Genomic DNA, 25,169 nt, shown 5'->3' on the forward strand with positions numbered 1-25,169 from the left:
CTTAAAAGAAAAATGTCAGCTTTGCGATAGTATGCACCATACCCACATGGAGGTGCTTACAAGCAGTTATCACCATGTATTCTTTGCTTCAAACCATAGCTTTGTTAGCCTTAATTACGCTTTCAAGAGCATCGGTCTCGTCCTGTCCCAAGGCCGGGCCCCCCCTGTAAATTCATAATAATTCCTGCCCCAGTCAAAAGCCGCTTTGTGTGGCGTTTTCTTGTATTTATTAAAATTTTATTATGAAACTTAAGCTTATTTATTGCTTTATATTTTTATTGATTCGGTTTACTGCATTTGCAGATGTTATTGATATTAAAGGGAAGGTTGTTGATGCCAAAACAAACCAGGGCCTTGCCGGTGCCACCGTAAGCATCCCGGATCTGCGCATAGCCGTTGCTACCAACATCGATGGCGAGTTCACCATCAAATCTATCCCTACCAAAGGTAAATTTGTAGTACAGGTACAATATCTTAGCTATAAAACATTAACCCAAACGGTAGATTTTTCATCCAGGGCATCATTAGTGTTTGCTTTGCAGCCCAGCGTTATCGAAACACATGAAGTGGTGATAACCGGCACACCTATTACATCGGGCAGCCGCAGCAACAGTACATCGGCAACTGTGGTTTCTAAAGAGCAGCTGCTGGGCTCGTCAACCAATTTGATTGATGCTTTGGCCCGCCAGGTGCCGGGCGTAAGCCAGATAACCACCAGCCAGGCTATTTCTAAACCGGTGATACGCGGGTTAAGTTATAACCGTGTAGTAACCTTAAATGACGGCGTTAAGCAGCAAGGCCAGCAATGGGGCGATGAACATGGTATTGAGATGGACCAGTATGCAGCAGGCCGTGTAGAGGTTTTGCGTGGTGCAGCATCTTTACAATATGGATCTGATGCGTTGGGTGGTGTTATTAATGTGATAGACCCGCCCACCCCTTCTGAAGGTAATATTGCCGGTGAGTTTTTAACCAATTACTCTACCAACAACGGTTTAAGCAATACATCGGTAATGTTAAGCGGCAACCAGGATGGTTTTGTATGGCGCGGCCGTGGTACCTATCAAAATGCTTACTCGTTTAACACGCCGGCCGGCCGTTATATCAACAGTGGCTTTAACCAAACCAATGCAAGCGGCATGTTCGGTTTAAATAAAAGCTGGGGCTACTCGCATTTAAACTTCTCGTATTTTAAAGATAATATTGGCTTTTACGATGCCGACCCGGGCGACCCCTTATACAATAACAGCACCAGCCGTACCATTGATTACCCCCGCCAGGATATCCGCCATTATAAAGTGGCTTTGAACAATAATTTTCTGTTTGGTTCCAGCTCGTTAAAGTTAGACCTGGGTTATCAGAAAAACCAGCGCCGGGAATTGGAAGAGAACCCGGTGCCCAACCTGTTCTTTGATATGAACACCTATTCGTTAGATGCCAAGTATTACCTGCCCGAAAGCAATGGCTGGCACCCGGTAATTGGTTTAAGCAGCAGCCTGAGCCATAGTATTAACCTGGGCGAAGAACTATTGATACCTGCTTATGACGAATATAGCACAGGGGCGTTTGTTTATGCTAAGAAAGTATGGGGCCAAAATACATTTAGTGCCGGTGCCCGCTTTGATTACATCAAAAACAAGGGCAAAGCCCAGAACGATGCGGAAGGCAACCCGATATTTACCGGGTTTGACAATAAGTTTTCTAACGTAAGCGGTGCCTTAGGCTATACCCATATTTTTAATGATGTATTAAGCTTTAAGGCAAACGCAGGTAGTGCTTTCCGTGCGCCAAACCCGGCCGAGTTAGGCTCTAACGGTGTGCACGAAGGCACCAGCCGTTATGAAATTGGAGATGCCAACCTGTCACCAGAAAGAAGTTACCAGGCGGATGCTACCCTGGAATACGGATCGGGCTTTGTAACCGGCAGCTTCGGTATTTATGAGAATTATATCCATAATTATATTTATGCATCCAATACCAATAAAGAACAAACGGTAGTAGTTGATGAAGAAACCGGTTTGCCTCGCTCATATGATACCTACAGGTACGGGCAGGTAAACGCTAATCTTTATGGCTTTGAAGGTAATTTAACCCTGCACCCGGTTTCATTTATTCACTTCGAAAATACCTTTAGTTATACCGAAGCCAGAAATACTTCGTTCGACAGGCCGTTGCCGCTGATCCCTGCAGGTGTATTGCATAACACCCTGCGTTTTGAACCGAAGTTTAAAGGCATTAAAGATTTTTACTTTTATGCCGGGATAGATAACTTTTTTAAGCAAAACCGCATAGACCCTACTTTTGAAACGCCCACAGATGGTTATACGTTGCTTAATGCCGGTGTAGGCGCTACATTTAATGTAGGCAAACAGCCGCTTAAATTATATGTATCGGGCACTAACCTTACCAACAAGGCATATTATGATGCCCTTAGCCGCTTAAGGCCGGGCCGTTTTAGCCAGGAAGACCCAACCTATGGTGTTTACAACATGGGCCGCAATATAACCTTTGGTGTTTACATCCCCTTCGGAACCAATAAATAGTACAGTTAGTTAGTTTAGTTAGAAAGAGAGCCCCGAGTAGTTAACGGGGCTTTCGTTTTTTATCAGGATGATAACAAGTTGATTAAATGATCCCTCTTGATAACAGGGCATCCTTTAACTGATGCGGCGAGATGAAATGAACAGAAGCTATCCCCTGTTTTTCTGCCGCTAATATGTTGCGCAGGTTGTCATCAATAAATAAGGCTTCTGCGGCTTTAACCTGGTATCGGTTTAATAAAAGCCGGTAAAATTCTGGTGCCGGTTTACGCATTTTTTCTGTTCCGGATACTACGATGCCATCAAACCAGCTCAGGAAATCGTAACGAGCAAAAGCAACCGGGAACGTTTCTGCCGACCAGTTGGTGAGTGCATATATTTTGTACCTGCCGCTATCTTTAAGCTGTTTAAAGATCTCAACAGTCCCATCAATGGCGTTGCCCAGCATTTCATCCCAGCGGCCGTAAAAGGCACGGATGTTAGCTTCGTGCTGTGGATATTGTGCAACCAGCAGTTCGGTGCCCTCTTGCAGCGATCGCCCGGCATCCTGTTCTTCGTTCCAGTCGGGTGTGGTAATGTTTGCCAGAAAATTTATCCTCTCCTGTTCATCAGCAAATAGCTTTTGGTAAAGGTAGTTCGGGTTCCAGTCGATAAGTACTGCCCCGAGGTCGAATATTATGGTGTTGATCACTTTTTCCTTTCTGCGTTTTGTTTCTCAAACTTTAGTTTAAGCTTTTCTTTATTATCCTTTTCGATGATCTTATAGCTGCTTACTACCGAGTCCGGGTTAAGGTACAGTACCAGGCTTTTAGCATAAATGGTATCAATGCCATCCATTTTGCGTACGATCTCATACTCCATGCTCTTTTCTTTTGAGCCATTACGCTGCGGATATTTTAACAACCCTAAAGCCTGTTTGTAAGTAAGCCCTTTAAGTTGATGGGTTGCCACCAGGTCGTCGACCATGCTGTTGCGTTTAGGGAAATCGATGCCGTCGCCATCATCCCAGCCACGGGTGGTAAATTTTTCCTTTTTTATATCACAGCCGTACAGGGTAACAACAATAAAAATGAAGGTAAAAAGTTTAACAGCCGTGCTTTTATACATGATGATAGTGCTATGCATTATTAAGCAAATATCCTTTAAATTCTTCAAAGCCGGTGCCTAAACTTGTGGCGTGATGTTCTTTTTTCTCTAAAGCTTTCACTTGAGCCGGGATATCAATTTTATCGGCTATTTCCGGTGTAAAAACATCCGGGAACTTACAGGGATGCGCGGTTGATAAAAATACGCCCGCTACATCCTCCGTATGATTTGCCTGCTGATACTCCTTTAACGCTTTCCAGGCTATAGCGGTATGCGGGCAGGCCACATAGCTATATGCTTTATCTATGGCATCTATGGCCTGCAGGGTTTCTTCGTCATTATAGGTATAGCCAACGATCAGCTTTGTAAGGGCCCCGGGTTGTTCGTCAAACAGGTTGGCTATGCGCACCCAGTTGCTTGGGTTGCCTACGTCCATTGCGTTAGATAAGGTTGCTACAGATGGCTTCGGCTCGTACACGCCTGTTTTCAGGAAGGCGGGCACAGTATCATTAGCGTTAGTTGCTGCGATGAATTGCTCAACTGGCAAACCCATCTTCCAGGCCAGTAAACCGGCGCCTATGTTACCAAAGTTACCGCTTGGTACAGCGAATATTACTTTGTTGATACCTTGCCTAAGCAGCTGTGCGTAAGCATTAAAGTAATAGAACGTTTGCGGAATAAGCCTGGCTATATTGATAGAGTTTGCCGAAGTGAGGCGGAATTTCTGGTTAAGTTCGTTATCTGTAAAAGCTTGTTTAACCAGCGCCTGGCAATCATCAAACGTGCCGTCAATTTCTAATGCGCGGATGTTTTGGCCGTTAGTGGTTAACTGCTGTTCCTGTATCTGGCTTACCTTGCCTTTTGGATAAAGAATGGTTACCCGCGTATTGGGTACGCCTAAAAAGCCAAGAGCCACGGCACCGCCGGTATCGCCGGATGTGGCAACCAGCACATCCAGTTGTTTTTCGCCTTCTTTTAAAAAATAGCTCATTACACGGCTCATAAAGCGTGCGCCAAAATCTTTAAACGCCAGGGATGGGCCATGAAAAAGCTCCAGCACGTAAATGTTCTCTTCGAGTTTAACCGCGGGTGCATAAAAGTTTATTGCATCATGAATGATCGTTTTCAGGTCATCTGCCGGGATATCGTCGCCCAGCAGGTTTTGCGCTACATGGTAGGCAATCTCCGGCAGGGTATATTGGTCCAGATTGTTCAGAAATTTATCATCAAGCCGAGGGATCTCAACCGGCATATACAAACCCTTGTCTTGCGGCATGCTGTTAAAAACCGCCTCTTTAAAACCTACTCTTAAATCTTTATTGTTTGTGCTGTAAAATTTCATTTGTCCGAATCAGAATTAACTGAATTTTAAAATTAACTGAATTTGATGTCTTGAACCTGATTAGAATTAGGATATTCTGCAAATCCTGTAATTCTGTAAATTTTGATTCAGACACTTTTTTATCCCAAAACCCTTGGCCCTGCATCATTGATGGTTGATACATAACCGTTAGAGCCTATTTTAATATTGGTTAAATGTTGTTGTAGTTTTTGGGTGATGCGCTTGGCGGTTTCCTCATCGCGGGTAAAGGCAAATACCGAAGGCCCCGAGCCGGAGATACCGAAACTCACCGCACCCAGATCCATCGCCATTTGGCGCATCATGTAAAAATCGGGAATGAGCATGCTGCGTACGGGCTCTACCAATACATCCTTCATGCTGCGGCCAATCAGGTCAATATCCTGCATGAACAGGCCGCTTACCAGCCCTGCTATATTCCCCCATTGGGTCACCGCATCCTTCATCTGGATGTTTTTACGGATGATCTGGCGGGCTTCTCTTGTTGGTACATCCACATCCGGGAACACAATGGCACACCATAAACCTGCCGGATGCGGTAAACGCACCACATCCAAGGGCTCATAACTGCGAATCAAAACAAAGCCACCCAATAAAGCAGGGGCAACGTTATCTGCATGGCCATGGCCGCATGCCATTTCTTCGCCCTTCATGGCAAAGGGTAGCAGGGCAGATGGGTCGCTTTCATCACCCAGTAAAGTTTTTATGGCAAACAACCCTGCCACCGTACTGGCCGAGCTGGAACCCAAACCGCTGCCTATCGGCATTTTTTTATGCAGCTCTATATCCACGCCCACATCAAGGCGATCAATACTTCTCAGGTAGTGTTCTACGCTTACACTTACGGTGTTTTTTGCCGGGTTAAGCGGCAGCCTGCCATCATCACCTGTAATTTTACTAATGGTGATGCCGGGCTTATTAGCCATGCGCATAATTACCTCATCGCCGGGTTCGTTCACAGCGAAGCCCAGCACATCAAACCCGCAAACCACATTAGCAACAGTTGCCGGTGCAAAAACGTGGATTCCCCCCCCGCCCCCTGAAGGGGGGGCTTTTGAAGGGCTTGGTTTCTTTATTTCTTTTATATTTTCCATTATATTAAATTCTGTTCCCCCTTCAGGGGGTTAGGGGGTTTAATTAGCACCTACATTTATCAGATCGGCAAACACACCGGCGGCAGTTACTTCGGCACCTGCACCGGGGCCTTTAACCACCAGCGGGCGCTCTTTATACCTGTCGGTAGTAAAGGATATAATATTATCACTACCACTCAGCATATAAAATGGGTGGCTTTCATCAACCATTTGCAGGGTGATAGATGCTTTGCCGTTTTCCAGCTTGCCAATGTAACGCAGCACTTTCTTATCGTTTTCGGCCTGTTGTTTCAGGTTGGTAAAAAATGCGTCTTCGGCTTTCAGGGTGGCGTAAAAATCTTCTACCGTTTGGGCTTCTAAGCAGGCTTTAGGCAATACGCTTTCTATCTGTACATCGGCTTCTTCCATTTCGTGGCCGGCATCACGGGCCAGGATCAATATCTTACGCATAAAATCCTTACCGCTCAGATCATCGCGCGGATCGGGCTCGGTGTACCCTTTTTCCTGCGCTTCTTTTACCACATCATGGAAATTGGCATCACCCTTAAAGTGGTTAAAGATAAAGGATATTGTGCCAGAAAGGATAGCCTCTATCCGCTGGATGCGGTCGCCGCTGCTCATCAGGTCTTTTAAGGTACGGATAATGGGCAGGCCTGCGCCTACGTTGGTTTCGTAAAAAAAATCAACCCCGTGGCGACGGGCGGTATCTCTGAATGTTTTGTATTGGGCGAAGGAAGCCGAGTTACCTATTTTATTACAGGTTACTACAGATATATTAGATTTAAAAACATCTTCGTAAAAAGCTATTGGTTTAGGGCTTGCCGTATTATCAATAAACACACAGTTGGGCAGGTTCATCTCTTTCATTTTGGCGATAAATCCGGCCAGGTCGGCTTCATGGTCAGAGGCCTGCAAATCGTTTTGCCAGGTATCTAACGATAAGCCATCGCTGTTGAACACCATTTTACGGGTGTTGCTGATGCCTGCAATTTTAACCTGGATGCCGTTATTTTTCTGTAGAAAGTCTTTATGGGCATTTAGCTGGTTAAAAAGTGTTTTACCAATATTGCCTGTTCCCAAACAAAATGCATGCAGCGTTTTGGTTAGTTCGATAAAGAAAGCATCGTGCACGGCGTTTAAGGCCTTAGCAAGATCATGCGCCGAAATAATCACCGAGATATTATACTCCGACGAACCTTGCGCAATTGCTCTTACATTGACACCGTTACGGCCCAGCGCGTGGAATAATTTACCGCTCATGCCGGGGGTTTGTTTCATGTTTTCGCCTACGATGGCTAATATAGCCTGATTGCGCTCTATAACCAGCGGCTCCAGTTTGTTGGCCAATAGTTCCAGTTCAAATTCCTGTTCTATCAGTTGCTGGGCCTTGTCTACATCGTGCGGCTGCACGGCAAAGGTGATGCTATGCTCTGATGACGATTGGGTGATGAGGATGATATTGATCTGCTCGCGCGCCAGCAGCGAGAACAGCCTGCCGCTAAAACCCGATTTACCTACCATGCCGCTTCCTTGTAAATTAAGGATGCTGATGTTGTTGATAGATGAGATACCCTTGATAGGCAAAGTAGAAACTTTACAATCATGGCGGATAACCGTACCGGCAAATGCCGGCTCAAAGGTGTTTTTGATCACTATCGGGATCTTTTTAAGAAACGCCGGGATCATGGTTGGCGGGTAAATTACCTTTGCGCCGAAGTAAGATAATTCCATTGCTTCGGTATAAGTCAGCTCTTCCAGCGGGAAGGCTTTTTGCACCATGCGCGGGTCTGCCGTCATCATGCCATTCACATCCGTCCAGATCTGTATCTCTGCAGCATTAAGTGCAGCGCCTAATATAGCAGCCGTGTAATCGCTGCCGCCGCGGCCTAAGGTGGTTATCTGCCCGGCATCATTACCCGCAATAAAACCGGTAACGATCAGCAGTTTATCGTTGTTTTGTTGGTAAAATGATTTCAGCAGCACATCTGTCAGTTCGCTGTTTACTTTTGCGTTGCCAAAGGCGTTATCAGTTTTGATCAAATCTGATGCATCAACAAAAAGCACATCTTTAAAATGCTGGGCGGCTATTTTGCTCACCATTAAGGCCGAACAACGCTCACCAAAACTCAGGATCTGGTCGCGGGTTTTGGGGGTAAGTTCACGCAGGGTAAGTACCCCCTGCAGCAATTCTTCCAGTTGGTTAAAATGAATTTTTAGGCGGGTAAAGGCAGGGTTTTGGTTTTGCACATCAAGCAGTGCTTTTACAACATCAAAATGGCGTTTTTCCAGTTCGGCTAATGCTGCGGTAAACTCACTCCCTTCGGCTGCACCCTCTGCCATGGCAATAAGCAAATTAGTTACCCCGCCCATGGCAGATAGTACCACCACGGGGCGGCTGCCCGGTTTATCCTCGTCTTTTAGAATATCCAACAGGGTTTTGATGCTGCCTACCGAACCAACCGACGTACCTCCGAATTTTAATACTTTCATTTTTTGTATCTGTTAATAACTTCTTAAACCCACCTAAATGCTCTCGCTTAGAGAGGATAAGGTGAGGCCAAAAAAAAGCCTTCCTCTTTTGGAGGAAGGCTTCTGTTTGGTTTGTTTATGTTTTTACACCATACGATTACTTTCCTCCGAAATATTTGCCGGTGGTAATAATAGTAATAATTGTGGTGTTGTTAATTGTCATATATAATGCCGGTAAAGTAAGTAGAATTAATTTTAAATACCAAATGTAAAATGGTTTTATTTTTTCAAAGCCTTTAATCTTTCCTAAATTGCGCACTTATGCAGGGACTCATTACAAAATCAACCGGGAGCTGGTACCAGGTAAGGTGTGGAGAAGACACGATAGACTGCCGGATAAAAGGTAAATTCCGGATCAAGGGTATCACCACCACCAACCCATTGGCCGTTGGCGATGTGGTTGATTTTGAGATGGAACCGGAGCAGGGAACGGGAGTGATCACTAATTTACACCAGCGTAAAAACTATATTATCCGTAAGGCTATTAATCTTTCCAGGCAGGCGCAGATCATTGCCGCCAATCTGGATAGGGCCTTGCTGGTGGTTACCCTGGCATCGCCACGTACCTCTCTGGGGTTTATAGACCGTTTTTTAGTTACTGCCGAGGCTTATGATATCCCTGCCTGTTTAATATTTAATAAGCTGGATCTGTTTAGCGATGAGGGCCTTGAAATACTGGCCGAATATCAGGCGATATATGAAAGCATAGGCTATCCCTGCTATTCGGTATCTGCGTTAGCAGGAACTAACATTGATGAGGTGCAGCAATTGCTTAAAGACAAGGTAACCCTGTTTTCGGGCCACTCGGGCGTAGGTAAATCCAGCCTGATCAACCGGTTATTGCCCGACCTTGACCTGCGCACACACATGGTATCTGAATGGAGCGACAAAGGCATGCATACCACCACTTTTGCCGAAATGTTTGAACTGCCCCAAGGCGGATACATTATTGATACCCCCGGCATCCGCGAACTGGGTGTGATAGATATTGAGAAAGAAATACTCAGTCACTTTTTCCCCGAAATGCGCGAACGTATGAATCGATGCCGGTTTAATAACTGTCGCCATATTAATGAACCCGGCTGCGCCGTATTGCAAGCCCTTGAACAGGGTGAGATCTCGCCATCCCGGTATGATAGTTATTTGAGTATTTATAATGGGAACGATACCAGGGCTTAAAGGAGACAGGATATTAAGAATCAATAAACAGGAAAGAAATAACTACAATAAGAAGTCTTGACTCTTGCGTCCTGACTTCCTGAATCTATTAAATATGCGGGCAGTAATACAACGTGTTTCAGAAGCATCATGCAAAGTTGATGGCGAAATAACCGGGCAAATAGGCCCGGGCTTTATGATTTTGTTAGGTATTGAAGATGCCGATACCGACGAGGACCTGCAATGGCTTGCCCAAAAAATAACCGGCCTGCGTGTTTTTGGTGACGAGAACGGATTGATGAATAAAGGGCTTGCCGACATTAACGGCGAGATCCTGCTTATCTCTCAGTTCACGCTTTTTGCGCAAACTAAAAAAGGTAATCGCCCATCCTTCATTCGCGCTGCAAGGCCTGATAAGGCTATACCTATGTACGAACAAATGATCAAAATGCTGGCAACCATTACCGGCAAAAAAATAGCCACCGGCATTTTTGGTGCAGATATGAAAGTGAGTTTAGTGAACGATGGCCCGGTTACCATTACGATAGATACTAAAGTTAAGGAGTAAGAACTGTACTTAAACCCTTTTTAGAAACCGGTGGTGTGAGGCAAAAAAAATGCCCGGTCAATTGCTGACCGGGCATTTTTTTATTCTATTCTTCTTTATGATTATTGAACTTCAAAAACATTGCTGAAACTGCCGCCATCAGGATAATAACCGGTGATGATCAGCCGGCCGTTTCTTAGGCTGGTAATTACTTTATCCATATCGGCAACGCTGTTAATAGGCTGCTTATTGATAGACGTAATTACTGAACCTACCGGGATTTCGGTGTCGTCAAAAATCCCGCCCGGGCGAACCTGAGTTACCAATACACCAGAGTTTACATGGAACTTAGCTTTTTGAGCCTGGTTCAATGGTTGGAAGCTTGCACCCATTTTATTAAACAATTCTGCCGCTGATTTTGAAACTGCTGCAGTACGTGGGGCCGGTGCGTCTGCTTTAAGGGTTACCGCAAAGTTCTTTTCGCTGCCGTTACGTAAAACAGTCAGGTTAATCTTATCGCCGGGCTGTAAACGTGCTACGCGCTCCTGCAGGTCGGATGATTCGTAAACCGGATTACCTTCAACTTTGGTGATGATATCGCCGGTTTTAATACCTGCTTGTTCTGCACCGCCGCCTGTTACCAGGCTGTTAACATATAAGCCGTTGGTTTTATCGCTGTTTACGCCTTTGGCTGCATCAGGGTCGCTCAGGTCGGCAAAGCTAACGCCAATATAACCGCGTTTAACCGCCCCAAACTTTTTAATGTCATTTAATACCTTTTTTGCCAGGTTAATAGGGATGGCAAAACCATAGCCTTCGTAAGAGCCGGTATGCGATGCAATAGCCGCGTTAATACCAATCAGTTCACCGGCAGTATTCACTAATGCACCGCCGCTGTTACCCGGGTTAATAGCCGCATCGGTTTGAATGAAAGATTCAATGCCTTTTTTCAAAGTAGGGTTTTCCTGCTGCCTCACCGGGAATGGATTATCATCATCCTCGTCTCCGCGGCCAATAATACCTATGTTACGGCCTTTTGCACTTACAATACCTGCCGTAACGGTAGAATTAAGTTTAAAAGGGTTACCTACAGCTAATACCCATTCGCCTACGCGCACGGCATCAGAGTTGCCCAATTTTACAATTGGCAGGTTGGTAGCATCAATTTTAATCAGGGCAAGGTCGGTATTTGGGTCGGTACCAATAACTTTGGCCTCAAACTGGCGGTGGTCGTTGGTAACAATTTGTATTTTTTCTGCCTTAGCAACCACGTGGTTATTGGTTACAATGTAACCGTCGGGCGAGATGATCACACCAGATCCTGAGGCCATCTGCGGCCCTTGCGGGCGCATACGCTGGCCAAACATTTGCCCGAACATCTGTTCCAGCTGATCCTGCTGACCGCTGCTTTTATCAGAATAAGTGGTGCGGATGTAAACTACTGCCGGCGTTACCTCTGCAGCCGCCTGTGTAAAATCTACCGAGCCGGCAGATGATACCACGTTACCTGTACCTTTGTTGCTTGCAAAATAAACCTTTTGTTTATCTTCAATGCTCATATTGTCGGCATACTTGTTTTCGGCAAGTTTATATACGCCTAACGCCATGGCCCCACCTACAAAGGCGGTTAATAATGTTAAACCAAATTTTTTCATATTCTTAATCAATTCGTTTGTTATTTACTCTTGGGTTTCAAATTTAATACCATATAGACGATATAATCAATAATAAGTTATGTCTATTTTTGTTAAAATTTGTTAAATTAAGATGAACATCAGCCTATATTTGTTACGTGCTGTTACGTTCAGCTTATTTAACGAACCAGATAAGAAACCATTGTGCAAATAAAATTTTATAAATACCAGGGTGCCGGTAACGATTTTGTTTTAATAGATAATCGTGAAAATGAAGTTAAAGGCATTGATAAAGAGATTGTTGCAGGGTTTTGCGACAGACGTTTCGGTATTGGAGGCGACGGCCTGATGCTACTGGAAAACGAGCCAGGCTTCGACTTTAAAATGGTTTATTACAATGCCGACGGCAACGAAGGCAGCATGTGCGGTAATGGTGGCCGCTGCATCGTAGCTTTTGCCAGGCATCTGGGTGTTATTGCAGACACGACAAAATTTCTGGCAACAGACGGAGTGCATCATGCCAAAATTTCAGAAGCGGGCAATTGGGTTAGCCTGCAAATGATAGATGTAGCTGATATTAATAAAGACGGCGAGGCCTATATTTTGAACACAGGCTCACCGCATTACGTGAAATTAACCGCTAACCTTGAGGTTAAGGATGTATATAACGAGGGTTACGCTATCCGCAATAATCCGACATACAAACAGGATGGTATCAACATAAATTTTGTTGAGAAAATGGATAAAGGTTACTTTGTGCGCACTTTTGAACGCGGCGTAGAGAATGAAACCTATGCCTGCGGCACGGGTGTTACAGCTGTTGCGCTGGCTATGGCTAAACACAACCACCAAACGGGCACGTTAACTACACCTATAAAAGTTTTAGGCGGAGACCTAAGTATCCGTTTCGATTATGATGGAGAAACGTTTAGTAATATATTTTTAGAAGGCCCTGCAGAACTGGTATTTGAAGGCGTAATCAATCTTTGATCAGATCCGCAGTACATTTTTACCACCCTTTAAATAATAGCTTTTACCCATCCACACAAACACACCATCTGTTTTAACAGGCAGGCTGATAATGATATCCCATTTAGTGCCGGTTTTGGTATAGCTAACAGCAATGGTTCCGTTAGGATGCGGCATTTCGCCTGATGCCTTTTCCATTTTGCCTAAATGTGGCGCTATTTTTATTTTACTAAAGCCGGGCGCATCACTGTCGACACCTAAAACAGTACGAAAAAATTCAATATTAGGGCTGGCACCCCAGGCGTGGCAGTCTGACCGGTTGTGCTCCAGATCAGAGATCTCTGCCCAGGTGGTCAATCCGTTTTTGATGTTATTGCGCCATACATCCAGCCAGGCCGTATAATTATTACCCAAGCCGCCTTTTACCATAGCCTGGTGTACATAATACTTAAAGTAAATGGTGGCCTGTACCAGGCAGGTGTCGCTTTCCAGCTTTTTTGCCAGTGTATTTGCTGCAGGCCCGCTTACTGTACCGCTTAAAATAGCCAATGCGTTAGCATGCTGCGAATAGGTGTCTTTATGTTTTGTATCGGCATATAACCCTTTACCTGCTACCCAATACTTATGCTGAATGGTTTGCTTTAACTGTGCTGCACGGGCGCTGTATTGCTGCGCGTAAGCTGGCATGCCCAGCCTGGCTTCCATTTCGGCGGCTTGTCTGTAGGTCCAAAGCAGCTGCATGTCTAATATGGCAGAGTTGCCGTTGCCGTCTTTTGGCGGCTGGCCAAAATCCCAACCTTTTTTATCTTTCGAGTTTTTGTTTATCCAGTCCACAAAGTTCCAATAAGGCACATTTTTAAGCGAGCCATCTGCCTGCTGGTATTTGGCAAAGAATGATAGTACCTGCCTTACACCTTCCAGCTTATCCTTTACAAATGCGGCATCGGTTCGGTACATCCAATAATCATGCAGCATGGCAATGTACCATAAAGAGAAGGTAGAAATGATCTGCGGACTATAAGATGGGTGCCTGCTCAACGTAAGCCCTTCGGCCACACGCGAATGGTCTATCAGGTTAATGGCGTTGCGGGCAAGGCGGTCATCACCGGCATTGTAATAAGATACCATGGCCTGTATGCGGCCATCGCCAACATATTGCAGTTGTTCGTAATAAGGGCAATCAAAGTAAGTTTCAACGGCGCAAAGGCGGGCGGTGCGCCAGCCAATATCCAATATCTGCTCATCTTCGGGGCTTCCGGTTTGCAGTTTGGCGTTCATTTTAAATGGATAGCCGGTAAATGTGCCGTAAATATCATTAATGGTTAACGGCTCGTTTTTGGTGGTGATGTTTACCAGGATATACCGGAAGGTTCTGAAAGTAAGCGTAGTAAAAGTTTGGTTGGCAGATCCATCTGCCGTGATGCTATCCTTACGCCCCACAAATTTGTATCCTTCCACGTTGTTACGGTTTGGTTTAACGATCTGGTAGGTGTTGCCCACATTGACCATCGGCGATTCGCAGTAGGTTAACGAAATACCTGCCTTATCACCTCCGCTTATGTTTAGAGTAAAATAGGCGTTTGTTAGAAAAGATTGATCCAGCAGCATAGAGGCCTTTGTATTTGCCGGAATAATGACTGCATCTTTCGCTGCCGGGAATCCCTGCGGTGCATCAAAACCTGCCGTTTTACGTACCGATGCAAGGCGCTGTAACTTTAACTCCATTTGCGGAATGGATGAGGGTACCAGCATCCAGCCAAAGGCATTGGCAATACCTTTGGGGTTGCCGTTATCTATCTTTTGCGCCTGCTGCCATTCGCTGTCGTTAAAGCTAACGGCGGCCCAGTTTTTTATCATTTTATGCATGTCCAGCATCTCTCCGGGGCCTGCCACGTAATAAGTGGAATAACCTACGCCGGTTAAGGGTTGATAAGCCGGGTCACGCGTGCCTTTCCAGGTATTGTTGGTGTTCAGCACTTCTTCATCCGGGGTATCGCCCTGTAAGATAAAACCTGTCCGTTCAGATATTTGTGCTTCGGGCCTTACATCGCCTTCATTCCAAACCAGCGCAGCAATCGTATTTTTGCCTGCCGTTAAATATTGGGCGATATCAATCGTTTCATAATTCCAGTAATAAGTATCGCCACGGGCCGGCCCCATGCTCACCAACCTTTCATTCACATACAGCTTATAGCGGTTGTCTGCCGAAACATGGATCACAAATTTGGCAGGCTTAGTGGGCAGGTCAACATTCTTCCTAAAATAATAAACTCCGTAAGCTTTATTCAATTCATTAGGTACCGAGATCCATTGCGCCTTCCACTGTTTACTTAACAGATTTGGATTAATATTTTGCGCTGAACCCTCTTTAGGATCAATAAAGCATAGTAAAAGAAGTATAAGCTTAACAAAAGTTTTCATAACAGGCGGGTTACCGGAGGTGCCTTAAAGTTAGGGTTAGCTTTGACAAATTCAAAATTTGCCCAAGCGATAAGCTTCCAACTTGGTTTATAGCCACTAAGGCCTTGAAGCAGGCTTACCATACTTAGCGGTGCGGGCATCTTTGATAACACCTTTCCAATTCAAGCCGTAAGCAAAATCATATACATGGCCTTCCGAATCGGTATAACATTTCATGTCATGCGGCACATCTTCATACTGTCCTTCAACAACCTTCATGTCTAAAGGCATCTGTAAAGGTAACAGTGCCGATGGTTGTGCCTTGCCCGTCAAAATATCCAGACTGGCCTGCCCCTGTACACCAAAATCGGCTATGATGGCATTGGCATTTTTTTCAAATTCGGCAAATACCATTGGGTTGCTTAGGTTTACCGATACAATAACGGGCTTGCCCTTCATTTTAGCGTAAGTATCATTTACCATTGCCAGGTCGGATACATTGGTTGATGTTTCGGCTTTGCCTTTGTAGCTGCGGTTTGTAAATTTTTCCAGCGGGTCGCCGCCGGCTATACTGGTTTCGCGGGCTGTTCCTGCCATATATTTACCATATTGCAACGATACCGGCAAATAGCCGTTGCCGCCGCTTTTAGCATCGGCCTCATCATAGCCGCCGTGGCCTATTGGACTGGCAATAAATACCAAGGCATAATCAGCCTCTTCGGGATTATCGGTCACTTTAAAATATTTTTTAACCGTTTCCATATTTACCGGATATTCCAGCTTTTCGGGATAAGGCATGCCCAGGAAATTTTTGCCCGCCGGCGTGAACTTTTTGGGTACATAAACGGTTTTGCCTGTTTGCAGCGGCAAAATGTTAGCCTTGTTCTTCAGCATTACAATAGATTTTAATTGTGCCTCGTAGCCAGCTTTCATAAAATCGGCATTACCTACTGTTTGTTTAGTATTTTCTATATTCAGATATGGGTTTTCAAACAACCCCGTACGGAAAATGCCCCGTAGCAAACGTACGGCAGATTGCTCGAACCTGGCTCGCATAAAAGCCTCGCCATGTTCTTTGATGCCCATTTGGTAGGCTTCTAATACGGGTGCGGCATCGTTGTTGCCGCCAAACTGGTCTACCCCGGCCATTAGTATTTTGTAGTGGCGCTGTGCAACGGTTGCTTTCTCCATCCCCCATGATTTACCGGATAGGAAGCTATTGATCACTGTTTCATCACCGGTTACCAGCCAGTCGGTACAAACCACGCCATCGTAGTGGTATTTATTGCGCAACAGATCGGTAATAATGTATTTATTGTAATTGTTGGCCACATTCTCGTGGTTTTTGGTGTCCTGGTTAAAGCTGATGGTATAATAAGGCATTACAGCTGCGGCCATGCCGGTTTTACCATTAAGTTTAAATGCGCCTTGTGTAAAAGGTATCAATGCTTCGTTAAAATTATTGCCAGGATAAACCGCATATTTGCCGAAGCCATAGTGCGCATCGCGGCCACCTTCGCCCGCGCCGCCTCCCGGCCAGTGTTTTACCATTGCGTTAACACTGTTGTAACCCCAGCCGCCGCTGATCTCCTGGGTGCCGGCAGATGTTTGAAATCCATCTATATAAGCCCTTGCCATATCTGCCGCCAGCTTCGGATCTTCGCCAAAAGTGCCGCTTACGCGGTTCCAGCGCGGGTCGGTAGCCAGGTCAACCTGGGGCGACAAGGCCGTAGCTATGCCCAGCGCCCTATATTCCTGCGCAGCAATATGCCCGAACTTTTGGGTTTCGGCAGGATCAAATGTTGCAGCCATGCCTAATGAGCCCGGCCACATAGAGATGGTGCCACCGGCCCCTGCATTAAATTCAGCAGTGGCCAATGTGCCGTGCCGCGGGTCTGAACTGTTATTAGCCGGGATCCCTAAACCGGTACCTTCTGCAAAGGCCTGTACGTTATTGTTCCATTTGGCAGCAACCTCAGGGCTCTGCACAGATGTGATGAGCACGTGGCGTACATTATCGGTTCCTAAAAACTGTTTTTGCTGGTCAGACAGGTCATATGGATTAGCGCCGCTTTCTGCAAAGGGTTTTCCACCATAGGTGCCCGCAAAGGGCCCAACCGGAATGGTTGGGATCATTTGATGCCGGCTGTATAACATTAACCCGGCAATTTGTGCCACGCTTAATTTAGCGGCAAGATCTTTAGCGCGGATATCAACAGGCAGCCTCCAGTCTTCGTATTTATCCAGTTTGCCGTTCTTATTCAGGTCTTTAAAAGCAAGGCCGTCAACCGTAAGGATCTTTACACCGGATGTGGCAGCATAACCCAGCCTTTGGCCGCTCTGGTTAGTTATCAAGGTAATATCACCATTTTTGGTTTCGGTCCATTTGGTTTGGGCGGATGCAAATGCAGGCAGCAATGCCAACAGCAAAAGATAATTTTTTTTCATAAACAGTTTCAGCTTAAAGCGGTTTACATAAAGCCAGGCAGCGTTATGCTATATTTGGTTGTTGATGACACTTTAACCTTATTGTGTCATACTTACACAATTGTAAATAATAATATTTTAATTAACAAGCTTTTAAGCATTTACATTTTTTTGCACAAAAAAAACCTGCGCGCTTATTTGCTGCGTATATTAAACATCCCTATTTAATTCAAGCATGTTATCAGATAAACTAAAAGAAGAAACCCAAAATAACCATCAGCTATTAGAGAAGGTATTAGTAGGGCAACTGAAAGCGATACGTACCCCACATGAATATGTTAATTTGCTTAAAACATTTTACAGTTATTTTGGCGGACTGGAAAAACGGATAAATGAGGTGATTGATACCAGGCTGTTGCCAGATAATGTTGAACGACGCAAAACACAGGCTATTGCTAACGATATAGCCAATCTTGGGGGCGAGGTATCTTTAATGGCATCTGCCGATGACCTTCCAGCCATCAATACCCATTTAGAGGCATTAGGGGCTTTATACGTGATAGAGGGATCTACCCTTGGCGGCAAGATCATCAGCAAGATGATGCAGCAGCAATTGGGTGCAGATAAAGGGATGACATTTTTTGCAGGTTATGGTGATAAAACCGGGCAAATGTGGGATACCTTTAAGGATGCGCTTAACGGGCAACCGCAAAACACCGAACAGGAGGCCGTAGTAATTGCCGCCGCTAACCAAACCTTTTTAAAGTTTGGCGAATGGTTTGATAAAACAAATCAACGGGTGCCAATAGATCTGGCATCCTAAAGCCGACGTTATTTAATAAATGCGATATTAAATGTAGAGCCTGCGCCAAGTTCGCTGTCTACCCAGATTTTGCCGCGGTGTTTTTCTATAATTCGTTTTACAATGGCCAGCCCAACGCCAGATCCCTCTATATCGCCAACATTATCTGTACGGTGGAATAACTCGAATATGCGCGGCAGGTGTTTAATATCAATGCCCATGCCATTATCCGTTATGGTATAAACCACCTCGTTCTCGTTTTCCATACCCTCTATAACCACTTTTGGCGGCTCAGATTTCATGGAGTATTTTACAGCATTACTGATAATATTGGCAAACACCTGCGATATCATTACCGGGTCGCCTTGTATTTTGGGGGTATTGCCGATGGTTATGCAGCTTTCATCAACGCCATAAACCAACAGCAGATCGTTCACAATATCACGTATGATGTTGCCTGGCTGAATTTCTGTAAGCACGAAGTCTGACCGGTTGATGCGCGAATAGTCTAACACCTCGTTGATCATGTTGTTCATCTTATCGGCACCGTTATTAATACGCTCCAGTACCTTTAGCGTTTGTGGCTTCAGATCCTTATCGCGTAGCAAGATCTGGGTAAAACTTTTAATGGTACTGATAGGATTCTTCAGATCGTGCGATATGGTAAAGCTAAACGTATCCAGCTCTTCATAAGCCTGTTTTAACTTCTCATTGAGCAGGCGTATGGCCCCTGCCTTTTGGTTAATGGCGTAAGTGATCTCGCTGCGCAAGCGTACTACAGATTTAACCTCCTCGTTGGTCCAGCTTTTAGACGTACCGGTAACTGTTTGCGACCATTCTTCGAAGGAGTTGCGCGGCGAAATATGCGCCATGCCGCCATCGTTGGTAACAATAGCAGGTTTTTCGGGGTTGCCGGCCCAGGTAATGGTTTGCAACTGCTCGGGCTTAAACCATATTACATATTCGCCAAGTTCGCGCGACAGTACGGTAGCCATGATGCCTGATGCTACATCCCTAAATAGAGTAGCTTCCGGATAGGCCGAGGGCAGGTTGCTGGTGTAATAAAAAGTATCGGCAATATTATTTTTTAGCCAGGCGGTAAGGCTTGTTATTTGCGAATCGGTTGGGGTTACACCCAATTTGATCATATTGTTCTCAAACAATAGCACGGCACCGGCAGCATCAACTGCATTCATCAGTGTAACAGCATGCCCGGTTAGGGCATACTCAATATTATTATCTTTCAGCATCAGGCGGCTCAACTGGTCAACAGCGCTTTTATAACGTTCCTGCTGTTGCTGATTCTCCTCGTCTTGCCTGAACTCTAATGCCGATGACAGGATCTGCCCGATCAATTTGGCCGACTCGCGCGACCGGTAATCAATAAAGCGCGGTGAATAACTATGGCAGGCAATAAGCCCCCAAAGTTCTTTTTTATACAATAATGAAATGCTGAAGCTCGACTCGACCCCCATGTTTTTGAGGTATTGAATATGTACCGGCGATACCGCCCTAAGGTGCGATAGGGTCATATCCAATGGTTGGGTATTGTTTGCTGCTGCTAATATGCCCGAAGGTTCGGTATGTACATTTGCAATTAAACGGGTTAAATTCTGCTTATAAAGTTCGCGGGCTTGCTTGGGGATGTCTGTTGCGGGATAATGCAGCCCAAGCCACGATGTCAGTTCGGCATTTTTTGCTTCGGCAATTACCTCGCCATGTCCGTCTTCTGCAAAACGGTAAACCATAACACGGTCATATCCAATTACATTTTTTACCTGCACGGCGCTGTTATTAAGCAGGCTTTGCAGGTTTTTATCGGCCAGCATTTCAGAGATGGAGCGGCCGATCATCCGGTGCACATCTGTAACGCTGTCTGATTTTGCCGGTTCAAACTCCAGCAGGTAAAAGTCTCCGGAATGAGATATAATTAAGTGAAATGCTTTTCCCTGTATATCGGTATTAAACGGGTTGGTTTGCTCAAAGCCGTTTGTGCGGCCAAATGTAATCAGCTTGTTTATAAAGTCCGGCGGTTCGTTTTTACCAATAATAGATTCAATAGAGCTAATATGTTTATCTATCAAATTCTCGGGAATCTCGGGTATAAAGTTTTTAATGTTTTCGCTGTGGTAATGAATCGCTCCATCCTGGCCTATAACTATTAAAAACCCATGAGATTGTATTTTACCGGGGATATGGATAGGTTCTTTATCGCAATTAGTAAGATCTATGTTCACAGGAGGTGTTTTGTATGGGGTAATAAATTAAACAAATATGAAAAAATAATAGGTAAATGCTTCGTTTAATTGGTTTGTTATCAATATTTAATATTTTAATGGCTGTTACAGGCTGAATTGAAATAATAAATATAAAAAACCATGTCGGGATTTGCCCTGTAAATAGTCGCATAACACCCTAAGGTTGTAAGGTAACGGTTATATATTTGATGTAATTATAAACCAATTTAAAACTAAATACGATGACGAAGGAACTTTGGATGAACCTGCCCGTAAAGGATATCAAACGGTCGAAAGCGTTCTTTACCGGGATAGGCTTTACCATTAAAGAAGGCCCCGGCAGCACAGATACCTCTGTTGCTTTATCAGTAAGCGAAAAAAACACCATTATCATGCTTTTTCAGGAAGATGTATTTAAAAGCGTTGCACAAAATGGCCTGGTTGACACTTCAAAGGCTACAGAAGTAATGTTTAGTTTTGGTGCCGAAAGCCGCGAAGAGGTGGAAGAAGTTGCCAGAAAGGTAATTGCAGCCGGCGGTAATGTTTTTGCCCCTCCGGCAGAAATTCAGGGGTGGATGTATGGCTGCGCCTTTACCGACCCCGATGGACATCGCTGGAATGCCTTATATATGGACATGAGCAAAATGAACAGGTAATAGCCATGAATAAACCAAAAGACGTTGATGATTACATTAGGAATTATCCGGCTGATGTACAAGTCAAATTGCAGCAATTGCGCAATACTATCAAAAAAACGGCACCGCAAGCCAAAGAGGTTATCAGTTACAGTATGCCTGCTTACAAAGCAAACGGTGTGTTGGTTTATTTTGCCGCCTGGGAAAAGCATATTGGCTTTTACCCCGGTGCAGGGGCTATAAGCCACTTTAAAGATAGGTTATCTGTTTACAAGGGCGCTAAGGGATCGGTACAATTCCCTTTGGGTGAACCGTTGCCATTAGAGTTGATAAATAAAATAGTAGATTACAGATTGCATGAGGATGAAGCGAAAGCGATAGCCAGACGAATAAAAAAAGCTAATGAACTACCTCGGCAAATCCTTAAATGCAATAACCGGCGGTATTGTTCGCGGTTTAATTGCCAGCTTTTGGTTTAACTGCGTAAGTCCGTTAAAAAAGCCGCCGTTTTTAAGATAAAATATTTTGCCGTTTGTGCCGCCGGCATAGTCATTTCGGTAATTTTTTCGTGCAGCTTCATCACCTGTAAAGGTTGCACTACATATTGGCTGCCATTGGCCACTGCTATCAGCAACCCATTGGTTTGTGTAATAAGCAAGCCGGGTTTTATCACCGTTTTCAGGTTCGAAATTTTCCAGGAAAGAATGCAGCCCTTTCAAATAAGTTGTTGTTTTTGGCCTGCTAAAACTTGCTATCAACAGCCATTTGCCGGCTTTAATATCTTTAAACCAGGCGGTGTAGGTAGTGGTGTTTTTTATTTTATTGGGGTTTGCTTCTAATAAAAAAGCGTAGGTGTTACCTGCCTGCCATGGGTAGTGCAAATAGCTTTGCCCGCCAGATCCTTCATCGCCAAAAACGCCGCCATGCACTTTATCGCCTTTTTTTAATAATTTAATACGCAGGCTATCCGGGATGCTGTTAGGGTCATCAGTATTAAATGGGCTCCATACCGAGAACAATACCCTGCGCTCGGCAGCAGAATTTACCTGCATACCAAAGTAGCCCTCTTTAAAACCATCGGCCATAAAATAAGACCCGATCACATCCATTTTTTGGGGAACGGTGATCTCGTTGTAAAACCATTTTACCTCATTTTTTACAGCGTTGGGCACCTGGTAAGTTAAATGCACCGATGGCCCCCGCCTGCCAAAATGAAAGGAAGAGCCGGCAACTACGTAGGTTAGCGTATCCTGGGGTTTTAGGTCGTCTACAATCAAATCGGTAACCTGTGCATAAACGCTGTCTGTTTTGCTGATACCTTTTAGCGCCACTTTTACATAACCGGGCCGCCTTATATTTAAAGTACCCAGGCTTACAGTATCAAAAACAGCGTTGTTTAGTTTTTTAACAAAAACGATATTTGCCACTGTTGCAGCTATGGTGCTTTTACCGGCAGGCACACGCAATCTTAAAGCAAGCTTTAAGGGGTGCGCGCTATTTGTTTTAAAATAAATGTTGATGACATCCTGCCTGTTTTTCCAGTTAAACGCACCGCCATCTGTTATAACGGCATTGCCTTTTGCCCAGGCATTGCCCCCAAGTGGGATAGCCATTTTGGCCGACTGGCCAAATGCCAAATTGTTGAGTAATACAATTGCGGCAACAATAAATACGATTTTCATGAATTAGCTAATAAGCGGATAGGTAAAGATAAAAAGATAAACCCGTTTACATCCATTTTATCACGAGTGTCTCTTCTGCTTCTATACTAATATGGCCACCGCCAATTTTACCGCCGTTATTTGCAAATAGGATGATAGGCTGTAAGGCAGCGTCTTTTTGAATCAACTTAAATTCGCGCCGCACATCAGCTTTATTTACAAGGATAGTTACTGTTTCCTTGCCGTTTACCATGGTTTTCATTAGTACGCCATGTTGGGGCGCTTCAAAAACAAAGGGCATGTTACGGGTGCTGTAATCAAGCGCTTTGGCCATAAACATATTTAAATGCCCGTAATCGCCCAGGATACGGCTGCCTAAACCCACCAGGGATGGCAGCCAGTACACCGATCCTTTGCCTAATTCATTATGGGTTGCCATAATATCGTTATCGCGGGCAGCAATGCTATTTGCTGTGGTGCTTTTTAACAATGCCTTCCATTGATAGGCGGGTAAAGCTATGCTATCGACCACCATTTCTTCCATATCATCTATGGCTTTATATTCCAAAACATCTGCCCCAAGCAAATTACGCAGGGGGAAGCCAAGGCGTATCGTAGCAACAGCGTTCTCGTCGTAATAACCGGTTAAGCCATCGGCAATCAGTTTGCCGCCCTGTTTTACAAAACATTCTAATAAAGCCCGGTATTTTGACGGAATAGAGATTTGATGCGGAAGAATAATAGCGATGCCGTTATAACTGCTTTTGTTAAAATCAAACTCGCTTATTTCTTTAAAGTTAGCTTGCACGCCAGCCTCGCCCAAAGCCTCAAAATAGGCAATGGCTGATTTCATCACCCCACCTTCATCGCGTCCCTCATAGCTTTTGCCGCCCATTTGCAGCGTTTTTTCAATCCACAGGGATTCGCGGGTATAAAGTATGTTAATGCCCGATTCTACTTCCCTTGCGCCTTTAAAAAAGCTACTGTGTTCATTTAGGGCGTTAATAACATTGGTGGCAGCCAGTAACCTGTCAGATGGTTGGTTGTGATAGTTAAGCATAGCCCATTCCCCGGCTTCAATACCGGATGAGCGCGGGTTTAAGCACCAAAAAATAGCTCCCTTACTTTCGCTGCCTATCGCTATCCATAGCCACTGCGCAATCTCTTCTTTTGTTGGGCAGAGCGCTAAAAAGCCGCTGTAGGTATTGTTGCCGCCCTGCAACTCCGTCATAAACCAAGGGATCTCTCCTGCCCCCGAACGTAGGATCTCGCAGTTAGCCGCAACCGCCAAAGCATACTGCTGCCTGTTAAAGTATGCAAAATGCCAGCTGGCATGTGCCGAGCCGCCCAGGCTGGTTAAAAAATTGCGCCACGCAGGGAAATCATATTCGGCCACGTTTTTAAATATAGCGTGGTTATTTATGTGGATAATGCTGCCGGGGTCATGTTTATGGATCTCATCCGTTAGCCATTGTAAGAACCAGGTATTGTAATACAGATGAAAACGTTCGTCGGCAAAGTTAAAGCGATCGTAGCCGCCGCTGTTGTATTCGGGATTAGACTGGGCCGACTGCCATTCTTTAAATTTATCTGTCGCAAATTGTTCTTGTGGAAAATGCCCCACGCCCGGCTCGTTCACCGGCACCCAGCCATAGCAGGATCTGAACTGTTTAAAGTGGCCTACCACATTTTCTACATATCGCGCAATTGTACCAAGGTGTTTTTCATCCTTCGGGAATTTTAACCCGCCCAGGTCGGTAAAGGCCGTAGCCGGAAACAGGTTGCCATAAATTTTGATACCGTATTTATCGGCAGCCTTGTAAGCTTCATCAAATAATGTAAAATCCCAGGTTCCATCATCATTGTGCATATAGGTTTCAAACAGGCGGACGCGGGTAACCGTCATCCCGGCTTCCTGTAAACGTTTAAACCACAGGTCAATCTCCTGGGGTGATTGCCCGGGCTCTATAAAAACCTCGGCACCCAGCATTATCGGCGTAGCTTGTTCTTTTGATGAATAGGGCATAATAATTTACAGCGTTTATTTAGCTGCAAATTATTAACTTTTTAATACGCGAATGGTTTTAGGC

The 25,169-nt window shown here is 44.9% G+C and carries 18 protein-coding genes; 7 read left to right on the top strand and 11 right to left on the bottom strand.

The features are described 5' to 3' along the window. The first annotated feature begins 242 nt into the window (after positions 1-242). Positions 243-2,543: a TonB-dependent receptor gene (locus E2R65_RS09130; RefSeq protein ID WP_134336187.1), complete on the top strand. Its 2,301-nt coding sequence runs from the start codon at positions 243-245 to the stop codon at positions 2,541-2,543. Between the two features lie 82 nt (positions 2,544-2,625). Here E2R65_RS09130 and E2R65_RS09135 read toward each other — a convergent pair whose 3' ends face one another. The 5 genes from E2R65_RS09135 to thrA form a co-directional block, all read right to left on the bottom strand. After that, entirely contained in the window at positions 2,626-3,231 is a 606-nt protein-coding gene (locus tag E2R65_RS09135) for an HAD family hydrolase (RefSeq protein WP_134336188.1), read from the bottom strand. Beyond that, positions 3,228-3,647, bottom strand: coding sequence for a hypothetical protein (locus tag E2R65_RS09140; RefSeq protein ID WP_134336189.1), 420 nt, complete (start codon positions 3,645-3,647; stop codon positions 3,228-3,230). Before E2R65_RS09140 ends, E2R65_RS09135 begins: the two co-directional genes overlap by 4 nt. A gap of 10 nt (positions 3,648-3,657) precedes the next feature. Further along, the gene (thrC, locus tag E2R65_RS09145) at positions 3,658-4,968 is read right to left on the bottom strand and encodes a threonine synthase (RefSeq protein ID WP_134336190.1); all 1,311 of its coding nucleotides are present in this window, start codon (positions 4,966-4,968) and stop codon (positions 3,658-3,660) included. A gap of 119 nt (positions 4,969-5,087) precedes the next feature. After that, complete coding sequence (locus tag E2R65_RS09150) at positions 5,088-6,080, bottom strand: homoserine kinase (RefSeq protein ID WP_134336191.1); 993 nt, start codon at positions 6,078-6,080, stop codon at positions 5,088-5,090. A gap of 39 nt (positions 6,081-6,119) precedes the next feature. Further along, positions 6,120-8,570 (bottom strand): bifunctional aspartate kinase/homoserine dehydrogenase I, encoded by a 2,451-nt coding sequence (thrA, locus tag E2R65_RS09155; RefSeq protein WP_134336192.1) that lies wholly within the window; start codon positions 8,568-8,570, stop codon positions 6,120-6,122. Positions 8,571-8,870: 300 nt separating this feature from the next. Between thrA and rsgA the strand changes: the two genes are divergently transcribed. Together rsgA and dtd are read left to right on the top strand one after the other, a co-directional pair. Further along, positions 8,871-9,788, top strand: a complete 918-nt coding sequence (rsgA, locus tag E2R65_RS09160; RefSeq protein WP_134336193.1) for a ribosome small subunit-dependent GTPase A — start codon at positions 8,871-8,873, stop codon at positions 9,786-9,788. A gap of 94 nt (positions 9,789-9,882) precedes the next feature. Beyond that, on the top strand, positions 9,883-10,335 hold the full coding sequence (dtd, locus tag E2R65_RS09165) for a D-aminoacyl-tRNA deacylase (RefSeq protein ID WP_134336194.1): 453 nt from the start codon (positions 9,883-9,885) through the stop codon (positions 10,333-10,335). Positions 10,336-10,436: 101 nt separating this feature from the next. Here dtd and E2R65_RS09170 read toward each other — a convergent pair whose 3' ends face one another. Continuing rightward, on the bottom strand, positions 10,437-11,969 hold the full coding sequence (locus E2R65_RS09170; protein WP_183500380.1) for a Do family serine endopeptidase: 1,533 nt from the start codon (positions 11,967-11,969) through the stop codon (positions 10,437-10,439). Positions 11,970-12,152: 183 nt separating this feature from the next. Here E2R65_RS09170 and dapF point away from each other — a divergent pair, with 183 nt between their 5' ends. After that, entirely contained in the window at positions 12,153-12,938 is a 786-nt protein-coding gene (gene dapF, locus E2R65_RS09175) for a diaminopimelate epimerase (protein ID WP_134336196.1), read from the top strand. Here the strand turns inward: dapF and E2R65_RS09180 are convergent, their stop codons facing one another. Continuing rightward, positions 12,939-15,338, bottom strand: coding sequence for an alpha-L-rhamnosidase-related protein (locus E2R65_RS09180; RefSeq protein ID WP_134336197.1), 2,400 nt, complete (start codon positions 15,336-15,338; stop codon positions 12,939-12,941). It lies immediately after the preceding gene. Between the two features lie 96 nt (positions 15,339-15,434). Then, complete coding sequence (locus tag E2R65_RS09185) at positions 15,435-17,765, bottom strand: glycoside hydrolase family 3 protein (protein WP_134336198.1); 2,331 nt, start codon at positions 17,763-17,765, stop codon at positions 15,435-15,437. A 214-nt stretch (positions 17,766-17,979) separates the two neighbouring features. Here E2R65_RS09185 and E2R65_RS09190 point away from each other — a divergent pair, with 214 nt between their 5' ends. Further along, positions 17,980-18,567, top strand: a complete 588-nt coding sequence (locus tag E2R65_RS09190; protein WP_134336199.1) for a biliverdin-producing heme oxygenase — start codon at positions 17,980-17,982, stop codon at positions 18,565-18,567. An 8-nt stretch (positions 18,568-18,575) separates the two neighbouring features. Here the strand turns inward: E2R65_RS09190 and E2R65_RS09195 are convergent, their stop codons facing one another. Further along, entirely contained in the window at positions 18,576-20,783 is a 2,208-nt protein-coding gene (locus E2R65_RS09195; RefSeq protein WP_134336200.1) for an ATP-binding protein, read from the bottom strand. A gap of 242 nt (positions 20,784-21,025) precedes the next feature. Between E2R65_RS09195 and E2R65_RS09200 the strand changes: the two genes are divergently transcribed. Next, complete coding sequence (locus E2R65_RS09200) at positions 21,026-21,439, top strand: VOC family protein (RefSeq protein WP_134336201.1); 414 nt, start codon at positions 21,026-21,028, stop codon at positions 21,437-21,439. Between the two features lie 5 nt (positions 21,440-21,444). Continuing rightward, the gene (locus tag E2R65_RS09205; RefSeq protein WP_134336202.1) at positions 21,445-21,897 is read left to right on the top strand and encodes an iron chaperone; all 453 of its coding nucleotides are present in this window, start codon (positions 21,445-21,447) and stop codon (positions 21,895-21,897) included. Here the strand turns inward: E2R65_RS09205 and E2R65_RS09210 are convergent. Together E2R65_RS09210 and E2R65_RS09215 are read right to left on the bottom strand one after the other, a co-directional pair. Then, positions 21,826-23,100: a DUF3472 domain-containing protein gene (locus E2R65_RS09210; RefSeq protein ID WP_134336203.1), complete on the bottom strand. Its 1,275-nt coding sequence runs from the start codon at positions 23,098-23,100 to the stop codon at positions 21,826-21,828. The genes E2R65_RS09205 and E2R65_RS09210 overlap by 72 nt on opposite strands. Positions 23,101-23,146: 46 nt before the next feature. Further along, entirely contained in the window at positions 23,147-25,105 is a 1,959-nt protein-coding gene (locus E2R65_RS09215) for a beta-galactosidase trimerization domain-containing protein (protein WP_134336204.1), read from the bottom strand. Between the last annotated feature and the right edge of the window lie 64 nt (positions 25,106-25,169).

This window comes from Mucilaginibacter phyllosphaerae (assembly GCF_004378255.1).
GTDB classification, from domain to species: domain Bacteria; phylum Bacteroidota; class Bacteroidia; order Sphingobacteriales; family Sphingobacteriaceae; genus Mucilaginibacter; species Mucilaginibacter phyllosphaerae.